Genomic DNA, 13385 nt, shown 5'->3' with positions numbered 1-13385 from the left:
AATTTATAATGTTCCAAATAAATATGAAGTCGCATCTGTAGTTTTTACAAACCCTCCAAAAATACTCTTAGACTGTGGAATGATATCATCTACCCAACGAACATTAAATGATTGGTTATTAAAGTAGGCCAATAAAGCTGGTAAATATGCTTCTATAAGTCTAGCGTTTGCATTTGTTGGTTGTGGGTTTGTATAGGTTAACGTAAGTACACCATTTACATTTGTAGTGGTATAGTTAAAATCTGCATTAGAACCAGCACTAACCGTAGCTGCAGGGTTTAAGTAATTTACCCTAAGCGTCATTCTGTTTGTTGTAGTAAAAATCAATGAGATATTATCAATATACAAAGGCGTTGACGCAGCAAGCATTGCATTATTAGCCGTGTTATAAGCGGTTAAAAACTTAGCTGATAATCCTGTTAATTTTTGAGGATTGATGGTTACTGTACCATAAGTTTTGCCTGGGCCTAATAAAGTATTAAAATCTGGTGTTGGCGAATTTGCTTCGATAGCGGCCTGAGTTTTAACTTGTAAATCGGTTAAATTAATACCCCAGCTATCTTTCATATAAGCTACAACAATGTTTTTCTTTTTAGTTAGCTTATTTCTTGCATCCGTATTTTGCTCATAAACACCTTTTCCATTTCTTTTGATAAATGATCCATCATAAACAAAAAGGTTATTAATGATATTATCAAAATTAGCTTGTCCACCTTCTAACAACGTTGATAAGGTTTCAACAAAATCATCATCTTTATTTGATCTTGAGTAAGGTGTAATAAAGCCTTTACCCCAAAAATCTGCTTCGTACATAATTTTATCAAGAGTAGCATTTGTTGAATAAGCACCTCTAAAAATATTAAACCATGTTGCAGTATAATCTGATGGAGTTATGGCTTGATAATCAGGAGTTACAGCTATATTTTGATTAAGAATGTGGCCAAACTCATGGTGCATGGTGTGCAAAATTTGTCTAACCGCTGCTTTATTATTTGGATCAAAAGTATTTAAATCAAGTAATACAATTTTTCTACCTGCTTCTGCTGTACCTAAAGTGATGGTACCATTGCTGTTATAAGATGGACTTCCTGCTAAATAAAACTGCTTTTGGCAGTATTTTTTCATAAAGTCTTCGCCTTTTATAGCTGCATACGGCTCAATCCAGGTTTTCTTTATAATACTCATTACTGGTATTACAAGCTCTTCCTTAATTGGGATAACATTTTTATAAATCTCAGGTAATTCAGATCTGTCCCATTTATATTTAACCTCAATATTATACGGTGTGGTATAATTTGTACTAATCCAGTCATCAATTGGTCCTTTAGCCCAGGTATCGCCACCTAATCCAACTGGAACTTGAGATAAATCATCTTTTTTACTGCAAGATGCCAGCATAATGGTTGTAATTGCAACCAACGTCATTTTAAATATTTTACTTTTCATAACTTCTTATATTTATGATTATTATCTAGGATTGGCAGCTAACCCAGCAGCAACAGCATCTTGAGGTATTTGAACTATCCTTTTTGGATTATCAGCATTTAAGGTAATTACTGTTTTACCATCAAATGAGGTATGAACAACAGGAATTTTTAATCTTATCATGTCTAACCATCTTAAACCTTCGTGCATATATTCCATACGTTTAAAGTTTAAAATAGTTCCTACAAGGGCATCTTGAATAGTTGTATTTGGGAAAAATGCCGTAGCTTTTGCTTCAGTAAATTTATCTGCTGTTGCACTATACCCAACAATTCTTTTTGATAAGTATGCATCTAAATCAGCAACGGTTTGGCTGTTATTACCCAACATTGCATTTGCTTCTGCTCTGTTAAATAAAACCTCTTCGCTTGTTAATAAAGGAACCATATTGTAAGCATCACCGAAATTTGCGCTGATGGTTTCCTTCACAAAATGTTCTCTAAATTTTGGAATATTATAAACAACTTCTGTTCCTCCAAAAATCTTACTGCTCATTGCCAAAGCCTTTTTGCTTGGGTTGTTTGCTGCATTAAAAATAGGAAGTACCGAAGAGCTTAAGCCATAATTGTAACCCGGAAAGCTTCTTCCCCAATAAGAAGCAGCTTCTTGCAATAACAAGTTTGCTGGTTCTGTCGATTTTGTATAAATGGCTTGTAACTCATAATAACCCAATGCATTGTAAGTGGTATTCCACGCTCTTAAATTATCGGCAACAGTTACACCTGGAAATAAAGCATTTGCATGATCTACTACTTTTTGATACGCTCTTTTGAAAAGATAAAAACGTGTTGCAAAAGCATGCGCCGCTTGAGTGGTGAAGTGATATTTTGGAACACGATAAGTATTATTTTGAATTAATGGTAATCCTTCTTCCAAATCTTTCTCAATGGCCGCATAAACAGAAGCTACAGTACCTCTTGTATAGTTACCTTCTACCGTTTTTTGCGGTACAGTAACATATGGAATACCTGGATCTGATGCTGCAGTAGCAGGATCATAAGGTTTTGCGAAAAATGTAACCAGCATAAAATGAACATATGCTCTGGCCACTAAAGCCTCGCCTTTACTTGCAGAATATTCTGCTGTGTTACCTGCTTTATCAATCGCCTCCAAAGCATAGTTTGCAGCACTAATGGCTTTATAGCAAGAATTCCAGTAAAATGGTGGAGTATCTTCGGTATCAGCATTAATTTGATCAACAAAATTCCATGGAGATGCATTAGGTAATTCTCTGCTAATTGTTCCTTTATCACCTGCATTATCACTCATCGATTCGGCAAATGTTATGTAATTGCCATGAGGATATGCATTAGCCAATAGCTCAGCCACTTTAACAGGCGAATTTAATTCTGTACGATCATCTGGTTGATGATCCAGAAATTTCTTACATCCGGATGCCAACACAACGGCAAAAAAAGCTGAGTATAAGAATATAATATTTTTTTTCATTTTCATTTCAGATTAAATTAGAAGCCAACTTTTAAAGACAGTGTGTATTGTTTTGGAATTGGTAAAGCCACACCACCAGATGCAAAAAACTCAGGATCTTGTCCCATAAGTTTCTTATCTGAATAAATTAGCCAGAAATTGTTAGCTACAAGACTAATTGATGCATTGTTTGCGCCAATACTTTTGATGATTTTTGGACTTAAAGCATAAGATAATGCAATTTGTTTTAAGCGGATAAAACCACCATCGGCAACTCTAACTGATGAATAATTATAAGTATTGTATGGATATGTGCCTGCAATATTACCTGCAAGTTCAACATCAGGAATTGATGGTACATTTGTTTTTAACTCATCGCCTGGTAATGTCCAACGGTTTTTAAACTCGTTTGGCATCGCATCCAAATCTGAATAACTTGTACCAAAAGCTGGGTTTAAACGAATTTTATTACCTGCAGAAAAAGTAAATAGTGAGGTAAATGTAAAGCCTTTATAACTTACTGTATTGTAAAAACCTCCAGTTAATTTTGGATCTGTCGGACCTTCATATTTAAGGTATTTAGTTTCTAAACTCTGTAAATAAACGTCAGAACTTACTTCACCTTTTTCGTTAATAAACTGCGGCACACCTTTATCATGACTTAAGCCAACAAAATCTACAGAATATAACCCACGGTAAGGGTGATCTACCTGAGGGCCACCATCAGCACCTACCAGTGTAAATATGTTTGGCGTGCTAGTTAATTTGGTTACTTTATTTACGTTATAACCAAAGTTAATGTTACTTCTCCAAGACCAGTCTTTAGTTTTAATAATTGGTCCGCTTAAAGTTACTTCTAATCCTTTAGTGTTCATATCCGCATAGTTTGCATCAGTAATAAACTGACCTCCAATGCCTGAAGTTCTTAAAGGGCTAATTAAATCGAATCCATTTCTATTGTATAAATCAACAGTTAAGTTTAATTTATCTTTAAAAAATCCAAGGTCTAAACCAATATTAGTTTCATATTGCTTTTCCCAAGTAAGATCTTTATTTTCAATATAAACGATATTCATTACTGATTCAATTTCGTTTGTATATGGTCTTAATGCACTCGAATTTTTTAACACTAAGGCAGAGTTTGTCGCACTTCCTAAACTTGCTGTTAAACCATAAGTTGCTCTAAGTGTTGCACGGTTTAATACATTGCTTACTTTAGATCCTTCGTAAAAGTCTTCTTTATCAATATTCCATGCACCAGAAACGTTCCATGTTGGCAACCAACGTGCCGTTGCAGAACTACCTAATTGGTTTGATCCATCGTATCTACCTGTTGCATTAAAAGAATATTTTCCTTTATATGAATAAGCAGCTCTAGTCATAAACGCAGCAAAACGATCGTATTTATGCCCCATTGAGTAATAGTTCAAGTTATTTAGGGTAGCTTGTTTAATGATATTTGGATCAACAAATGGCACACCACCTTTATCATATTGGTAACCGTAGCCAATGTTTGATCTGGTTTGACGGTTAGCTAATCTTGTTTCCTGAACGGCATAAATGTTAATCAAGTGATCTTCATTAATGGTGTTATCGTACTCAACAGAGTTTCTTACCATGTAAGATTTTAAGAAATCATCCGTAGTATCGTAAAAACCACCATAAGGCAATACTACAATAGGTTGTAATTCTGGATGCTCAGGATCACGGAACAAGAATCTGTTATTATCTTGTAAAAATGAATCGCCATTTGCTCTGTAAGCAGCAGCCATGTTTGAGTTTTCTCTTACTTTATGCTCATTACCACTTTTTACATAGCGCATTGAAGCAAGGAAATCATATTTAAAGTGTTTATTAAATTTATAGTTTAAACCACCTTGCAATTTAAAATCAAGCATGCTTAATTCCAAAGTGTTATTATCTAACTCGTTTAATATGTTGAAATCAGCAAAGTTTCTGCTAAAATTCTCTCTGTTTCCATTTAAATCATAAGCAGTTAAAGTTCTACTTGTGTTTAAGGCATAACTGAAAGGGTTAATATCAAAATCTCTTGAGTATTTTCCTTCAACCGGATTACTTACTCGACCCAATGTACCTGGTGCCGTTTGATTACGAATTGATCCTGTTGTAATAAAATTAAGCGTTAATTTATCAGATATGTTAAATACAGCATTTACGTTTGCGGTATATCTTTCAACTTTATTGCCTGCTGCCCAACCATTATCATTCAAATAACTTGTAGAGAAGTATAATTGTGATTTATCAGTACCTGATGATACACTGATTGCGTGTTCTTGCTGAAGGGAGTTTTTAAATAAAACATCAAACCAATCTGTATTTGCAGTAGTATAGCGACTTAAAAATGCATTTCTTGCTTCTGGTGTATTGGCTAAACCAAACTGTCCTGAAGTAGCATCGTAAGTATTAATTAATTGGTACATTTTTGTAAAAACTCCACCATCTGCTGCTCTCGATGCAGAAGAGTGATTTAACCAACCTTTACGGGCTAACTCAGAATAAATCGACATTTGATCTGCTGAATTCATGATGTTATAATCATCATATGTTGGTTTAAGGTAGGTAGAAAAGTTACCTGTATAAGAAACCAGTGGCTTACCAATACGTCCTTTTTTTGTGGTAATTACCACAACCCCGTTCATGGCACGGGCACCATATTGTGCAGTTGCAGCTGCATCCTTTAAAATATTGAAACTTTCAATATCATCGGCATTAATACCTGCAACAGAAGAACCAATTAGTGTACTTACATCTCCTGATGATAGTTGTTCATTGGAAATATTTACAACATCTTCTAAAATTACTCCATCAACTACCCAAAGTGGTTTATTATCTCCCGTGATAGAAGTTGCACCACGAACACGAATTTTTGGTGCAGCACCAAATGTTCCTGAAACGTTTTGTACCGAAACACCAGCTACACGCCCTTCAAGCATACGACTTACATCGGTAATACCATCTTGCTTAACATCAGAACCTTTTAAAGCTGTTGCCGATCCTGTAAATAATTTCTTATTTAAATTTTGATAACCTGTAGATACGATATCAACGGTTTTTAAATCATTAACATTTTCTTTTATACTTACATTAATCGTTGTACGTCCATTTACAGCAGTTTCTATGGTGTTGTAACCTACGTAACTAAAAACTAAAGTTGCTTTTTCGTCTACTCTAATTGTATATTCTCCATTTGAATTGGTTGTAGTAGAGTTGCTCATCCCTTTTTCGCGGATACTTACACCCGGCATGCCTCTACCATCTTCACCTAGTACCTTACCTTTAACTTCAATAACAGCAAAGTAATTTACAATCTTATCTAAAATAGATTTCTCTTTTGGGGTTATTAGAATGGTTTTATCTTCTATAGAGTAAGTTAAATCCTTACCAGATAAAATTTTATCCATAATAACTTCGATGGTTGCATTATTAAAATCAGCATTAACCAGCGTTGTACTTTTAATTTTATTGGTTGATAATAAAACATCATACCCTGATTGTATTCTGATTTCCTTAAATAGTTTCTCCAACGTTACGTTTTTCTCTTTCAACGTAACTAGTTGACCAAAAGAAGCGGCACTTACCTGCATAAGTGAGGCGAGCAATATGACCGTAACTAACTTCATCATTAATAATAATTTAGGTATGTAGCCGGGAGGCATACACAAAATTCTGGTATAAATTTTATACATTTGATAGTCTGTTTTTTGTGCGAAACACTGATTTGTTTAAGCGCTAAAAAGCGTTTCGCGGTTAATCCAAGAAATAATTGATTTTTTTGATCGATGTCCGGTTATACCGGTTGGTTAACAGATACACAGAAATAGGGGTGTTACTTCCAATAACACTCCTATTTTGTTTCTATATAACCTGTAATCTAAGTTTTTAGTGCAGTTTTCTTCATGTTAGTTAGGTTATGTTTGTTGATTAATAATTAGTTACAATATGCTTTAATGTTATAATGAAGGCTGGTTAATCCCTCAACATTTATTTTCTTTTATCTTCTTTGTAAACTATAATTTTATTGTCTTTAATGTCAAACCGTACTTCTCCGGTTTGCTCAAGTTTTCTTAATACTTGTGATACTTTTCCAAAACGCCCTACCGTTCCGTAATACATTACTTCTTTGGCATCGGCATCGGCATATTCAATTTCCACATTATACCATCTGGAAATTTTACGCATAATACTTTCTTGTTTCTCATTATTGAACATAAAATAGCCGTTTTTCCAAGCTATTGCTTCTTCTACATCAATACCTTTAATATTAATACCAGTACTTGATAAAACGGATTGCTCACCGGGTTTTAATATTTCAGTATCATGAGTTGTATTATGCGATACACGTACGCTACCCTCAAGCAGCGTGGTTTTAGTTACATATTCATCTGCATAGCAGTTTATATTAAAATGAGTTCCTAAAACTTCAACCTCCTGCTTTGCTGTTCTAACTACAAATGGATGTAATTTATCTTTAGCAACTTCAAAATAAGCCTCCCCAGATAAATCCACTACACGCTGCTTAGCCGAAACAAAGCTTAATGGATAGGTTAAAGATGAAGCTGCATTTAACCACACCATGGATCCATCAGGCAATTGTACCTGCCATTGCCCTCCGCGTGGTGTAGAAATAGTATTCATCTTGGAATCATCACTTTCATTAACGCCCCCCGAAACCTTATAGATTAATTGGCCATCGGCTGTTTTAGTTATTGATATGCCTGATTGTTTTGCAATATCTCCAGCAACGGCATCTGTTAATGAGATTTTCTTCCCATCGGCTAAAGTCAAAACGGCTTTATTTCCGCCAGGTAAAACATCTTGAACAAAAACATGTTCCTTTTGCCCCTTATTTACTGAGTAAAAATAGGATGTTACAGATATTGCAATTAATATAATAGCTGCTGATGCCCATTGTAAAGCGGGTGTTAAAAATCTTCTTCTTACTTTATGTGGTTTATCAGCGGCTAAAATATTTTGAAGAACAGTATCCCACTTTTCATTAACCTCCGTATCCTTAATAGATTTTTCTTCTTCCGCGATCATATGAACTAATTCATTATTAATCACCTCTTTATTTGATTCTACAAGTTCTAAAAGCTCCTGTTTTTCAACATTATTCAGCTTTCCTTCCTGAAATTGATTTAATAAATGGTTAATTCTTTTTTCCATATGATCTTATACTAAGAAGCCGCTCAATAGATTTAGGACTATTGGGTATTTATTTATTTTTAAATTATTTAAATAACGAAATGAAAATGAGGTAATCAATAAGCTAATAGGCTAAAAACACTTATTAATGAGGGAATAATTTATCGAAAAAGCCCAAAAACAACAACATGCTTAAAGTTATTCCATGTTGTTCTAAATTAGCTCGTATGCTTTTTAATGCAATTACCAGTGCATTTTTAACTGTGCTAGGTGATAAATTAAGAATTTCGGCTATTTCGGGAATACTTTTGCCCTCCAGTCTGCTTAATTCATAAATTTTTTTCCGCTGTACGGGAAGACTTAAAATGGCACTATTGATTATTTTGTTTACCTCGTTGAGGTGAATGGTATCTATTGTATTATTGCTATGATCTGAATGGGTACTTTTAAAATTATCGATGGTTTTAACATGCCGAAGCGCTTTTCTTAAATAATTTAAGCACTCATTTGATACATATTTGTATAAATATGCCTTTATGTTATCAACAAACTCTAGTTTATCTCGATTTATCCAGATTTTTAAAAAGCTATCCTGAATAATTTCTTCAGTTGCATGCTCGGATTTTGTGAATTTTAGGGCAAAAGATTTTAAAACAGGAAGATACTCATAAAACAAAACTCCAAAGGCTTTCTCGTCCCCTTCGGCAATTTTCTTTAATAAATCCTGATTATTTTCATTTTTCTTACTCAAAGCAAGCCCTTTTAAATCCTCTTTTTATCTTTTATCTCTACAGTGGGGATGGTATCTCAATAATAGATAATTATTTTGGTTCTTGAGCTAAGAATTAATGAAATATATAAAAAAAGCAATTTTTTCAATACAAAATACTTCCTAATTTTCAAATTAAAGCAGTTTTTAAGATTACAAATTCTTGAATTAGAAATTGACTGCTTATCGAAAGAATTAGTAAGGTATTGCAAATTTGAAGAGAATAAGTTTTCTGGATATTAAAATTTTAAACATAAAAAAACCCCAGTGTTTTAAACTGAGGTTTGTAGGTAGATGAATATAAAAGAGCGAATTATGTACCTTATAATGCTCCAGCAAAAGTAAATGTTGGATTTTGAACACTTGTAAATTTGGCATACAATGATCCGGTAATTGGATCTACCAAATAATCAACTGTAAAATTATCTAGATTTAATCTCTGCCCTAACAGCGGCGCCATGAAATTCACGCATAAATTTCCGTTACCATCAGCATCCACAAAGTTAAATTTAAACACACCCGCATCTGTTTTGGTATAGGTGTAATTAATGGTACCAACGTACTGGGTTGTATTTTGTGGCATATTTACTTTTAATGTAAGTTTCTTAAACGAATCACTGAAAGTAAACGCCATATTTTCCAATCGTAAATTATAGCCGCCTGTTAACATGGCGTTAGCAGAAGTTGCTCTTCTAGCAACATAGTCTGCTCCCCAACCAGAGTAAGTTGTAGCGTTTGGTAATGAAACTGTGGTATACGCCGAGCCTAATAATATAAATAATGGCGTAACTGGACTGGTGCTATTTTTAACAATATATTCTTTGCCGGTCGAATCATAAAAAGCTAAAGTAGTTGCATCTTTCCAGCTAAATTTAACAAATTTAATTCCTCCATAAGTTAAGCCATTACTAAGAATATCTCCTCCATCTAATGAGAAAGAAAACTTTCCTACTCCGCTTGAGGCTGTAATACCATCTGCTAATACACCAGTAAATGTTATCCTTTTACCTGCTGTTAAATTGTTTGTGGTATTAAATGAAATTCCTGCTTTTAAAACTGAAGATCCTGATGGAATTTCTAAGTATGGAAATTTATTGTCGGTAATAAAAGTTTTTACTTTATCGATGGCAGTTTTAAGACCTCCGGCTTCGTAAAGAGCCTTTTGGGCAGCTGTTGCCTTAACAAACTTAAGAGATTGCCTGTATTTTTTGCCGGTAAAAATAATGCTATCAGCAGATGATCTGTCATAAATAAAATCAATATCACTACTGTAACCTACTTTACTTGCACCACCTAAAACAGAGGAATTTGGATCATCAAGCATTGAAATGTAGTTGTAGCTATCAAAAACCAAATCGGTACCTAAATCTTGCTTCACTCTATAATAAGATTTGGCGCCAGTTGCTGCGCTTGTGTTGGTCATATCTGCATACATAACTACATTTTGATTGTTATCAAAAGTCATATAAAAGGAATAACCACCGCCAGCCTGTGTAGGTAAAGTTGCTATCCATCCGTTAGGCGCCGAAGTTAAGGTACTAGATACTAAAGCAATCTGCTCTGCTGCACGTTCTTGTGGTGTTTTATCAAATGCTGGCACATAAGAACTTTTCTTACAGCCTGATATCGTTACGATTAAGGCTGAAATATAAAACAATATTTTTTTCATATTTTTCATATTATTAATAAGCTAATTGACCATAAAAATAACTGTCAGGATTTCCTTTTAAATAAAAGCCTGCATATTTCATATAATTATCGCCGTTAATATTAGCGGGTAACCAATCAGCCACAAATGTGTTGTTAATTAAATAATCAAGATAAATTTGAACACCTGGTTTTATTGCACTAGCATTAGCAGCCCATGTTGCATCAGTGCCTCCAGCAGTTCCATTTGTAAATTTAACTTCTCCTGTTGTTTGATTTATAGCAACATTAATAGCATACTTTGCATCAAGCACAGATCCAGCTGTATTTGTATAATTAACATTAACAACCATCGTGGTTGCGGTAGGAAAATCTAATCTAATATAATTTAGACGGCGATTGGCATTTCCTGCAGCTGCAACTCCCATTCTTACTCCTTCGTAAACCGCTGTAAAATCTGATGATATACCAAAAGTTTTATAAACATCCTCATCCAGATTAATCATCATAGACGAATAAAGCTTTTGCCCTAACCAATATGAAAACCTAGATTCATTTAAATTCAATGTATTTTTCATGTACAATTGAACTTCCTTTTGCAAATCCTTGAAATTAATACCTAAGCTTTTATAGTAGTTTATAACATTCAATTCTTTTTGAATTAATCTATTTTTTCCTTCTGCTGATGATGTATTTGCCCAATAGTCATACCATGCCTGACCATTAATTAGTGCCCAGCTTATTGTTTCGGCATAATCTTCTGTTGGTTGTCCACTGGCATAACTAGTAACAAAACCGTTGGCATGGGCTGTTGCGATTGGCGTATCTTTGTATGGTTGTTTGTATAATCCTTTAGAAATACCTTCCCAATCTGTTGGAATTGGGATAATTTGATTTAAAATATGCCCAAACTCGTGATGCATAATTCTGTGTCTATCCCAAGCATAAAATTGGCCAGCTGGTAACGGTTGATAATCATTTAATCCATAAAGCGTAATTCTTCGTCCTGCGGCGGCTGTACCTGCAACACCAGGATCGTTAGAATCTGCATAAGAGTAAGAACCGAACAATACCCATTCTTTTGGCATATATGTTTTGGTAAAATTACTCCCGGCAACTTTTAGATAAGGGCTAATAAATCCATCAAGCACAATTTGCATGGTTGGTTGGATATTATTAAGATTACTTGGAACTACGTTTGCTGTGTTTCCGTGGTAGTACCTGTTATATCTATATATTACCTCAATATTGTAAGGATCTAAAAAGGTTGATTTTAACCATTGATCTAAAGCGGTATTTGTAGTGGGATTGTCGGGGTTAAATTTGGATAAATCAGCCTCAACAGTTTCTGTTTTTCTACAGGAAATTGTCAGTACAAGTACTGCTATAAACCCTATTAATTTATATAATGTTTTCATATTCTTATTATCTTGGATTAAGTTCAATACCAGACAAGTTTACCTCTAATGGCAGTTGAAAAAGCCTGCGTGGATCATTTGGTCCTAGCTCTACAAAAGTTTCTGTTGTTGTTGTGAAAATGTTGTGAACAACAGTTAATTTCCGTCTAACAATATCAAACCATCTAATACCTTCTTGTAAAAATTCTGCTTTTTTAGCATCTAAAATGGTCTTAATTAAACCTTCTTTAGGATCATCAATTAAATAAAATGCTTTAATTTTAGCTAGAGTAACTGCATCTGTTGATGGATTAAAGCCCGTTATTCTAACACTCATAAAATCATTTATATCCTTTAATGCCTTATCAAACTGGTTTGCTTCAACATAAGCTTCGGCTCTATTCATTAAAGCCTCATCAACTGTTAACAATGGCGTATAGCATAAATTATAACCAATACCTGGCCCTGTATTAAAAAAGTAGCCTTTGTATTTATAGGTGGTATAATCATTTGAAGAGTAAGATAAAACCCTATTTGCTAACACTTTACCTGTAACATTTTTCTGTGTAAACATTTTAGCCAATTTGGGCCCGTAACCATGTCTTGGTGAATTACCAAAAGAAAAATACGTTGAGTAACAGTTGGCAATTAATAGATTATATTTTTGTGTACTGCTATTAAAGTTTGTTCTAAACTCCTCATTCGTTATACTTTTCAAGTCGGTTGTATACCTTCTCATGTTGTTTACAAAATCATTTCCTGGCACCGTTAATGTAGCGGCATCTATTGCTTTTTGCCAATCACCTATAAAAAGGTAAAACCTTGAAGCAAATGCATTTGCAGCTGCAGGAGTAAAATGAAACTTAGGAGATTTATAAGCAGAAACTGATAGTAATTTAATTCCATCTTCTAAATCTTTCTGGATTTTTTCATAAGTTGTTTGAACCGTGCCTCTACTATAATTAACCAAAACTTTAGTTTCCGGACTGGTTATATACGGAATGCCTGGAGAACTGTTAGCTCCTCCTTTTTCGTAAGGTTTTGCAAAAAATATTGATAGCATAAAATGGGCATATGCTCTTGCAACTAAAGCCTCTCCTTTGTAAGGTAAAGCTGCAGGGCCTAAGTTTTCTTTCTCAATTGATGCAAGTGCTTGGTTAGCTGCTGCAATTGATTCATAAGAAGCATTCCAATAACCAGATGAACGATCAGAACCAGAACCGATAAGATCAGCCCATGCATAAGGCACATCTGTTCTTTCGTCGAGGTTTCCAATACCTACTCCTTTATCTTCGGCATTATCTGATGCTGATTCTGCAAAAGTTACGTAATCATTTGTTGGATACGCAGTTGCTAATAACTGAGAAACTTTCTCTATTGAATTTATTTCTGTTCTATTATCTGGTGCAGTTTCCAGGTATTTCTTACAAGATGCAGTAAGTACCAAAACAGAACCTAATATTACAAACGTTGATATTTTAAATATTTTCATA

8 protein-coding genes are annotated in these 13385 nt (G+C 34.2%); all 8 read right to left on the bottom strand.

Annotated features, from left to right (window positions below):
* Positions 1-3: 3 nt before the first annotated feature.
* A complete protein-coding gene (locus EHC72_RS19945) occupies positions 4-1446 on the bottom strand; it encodes a substrate import-associated zinc metallohydrolase lipoprotein (protein WP_131539483.1) in 1443 nt (480 codons plus the stop codon).
* Positions 1447-1467: 21 nt separating this feature from the next.
* Positions 1468-2934, bottom strand: coding sequence for a RagB/SusD family nutrient uptake outer membrane protein (locus EHC72_RS19940; protein ID WP_131539482.1), 1467 nt, complete (start codon positions 2932-2934; stop codon positions 1468-1470).
* 17 nt (positions 2935-2951) lie between these two features.
* Positions 2952-6557: a SusC/RagA family TonB-linked outer membrane protein gene (locus EHC72_RS19935; RefSeq protein ID WP_131539481.1), complete on the bottom strand. Its 3606-nt coding sequence runs from the start codon at positions 6555-6557 to the stop codon at positions 2952-2954.
* A 358-nt stretch (positions 6558-6915) separates the two neighbouring features.
* Positions 6916-8100, bottom strand: a complete 1185-nt coding sequence (locus EHC72_RS19930) for a FecR family protein (RefSeq protein WP_131539480.1) — start codon at positions 8098-8100, stop codon at positions 6916-6918.
* A 124-nt stretch (positions 8101-8224) separates the two neighbouring features.
* Positions 8225-8830 (bottom strand): RNA polymerase sigma factor, encoded by a 606-nt coding sequence (locus tag EHC72_RS19925; RefSeq protein ID WP_131539479.1) that lies wholly within the window; start codon positions 8828-8830, stop codon positions 8225-8227.
* Positions 8831-9170: 340 nt separating this feature from the next.
* The gene (locus EHC72_RS19920; RefSeq protein WP_165585885.1) at positions 9171-10517 is read right to left on the bottom strand and encodes a DUF4302 domain-containing protein; all 1347 of its coding nucleotides are present in this window, start codon (positions 10515-10517) and stop codon (positions 9171-9173) included.
* Between the two features lie 13 nt (positions 10518-10530).
* Positions 10531-11913, bottom strand: coding sequence for a substrate import-associated zinc metallohydrolase lipoprotein (locus tag EHC72_RS19915; RefSeq protein ID WP_131539477.1), 1383 nt, complete (start codon positions 11911-11913; stop codon positions 10531-10533).
* Between the two features lie 7 nt (positions 11914-11920).
* Positions 11921-13384: a RagB/SusD family nutrient uptake outer membrane protein gene (locus EHC72_RS19910; protein WP_131539476.1), complete on the bottom strand. Its 1464-nt coding sequence runs from the start codon at positions 13382-13384 to the stop codon at positions 11921-11923.
* Between the last annotated feature and the right edge of the window lies 1 nt (position 13385).

Source organism: Pedobacter nototheniae (assembly GCF_004335085.1).
GTDB classification, from domain to species: Bacteria; Bacteroidota; Bacteroidia; order Sphingobacteriales; family Sphingobacteriaceae; genus Pedobacter; species Pedobacter nototheniae.
Note: the sequence above shows the minus strand (reverse complement) of the source record. Positions and strands in the feature narration are given on the sequence as shown.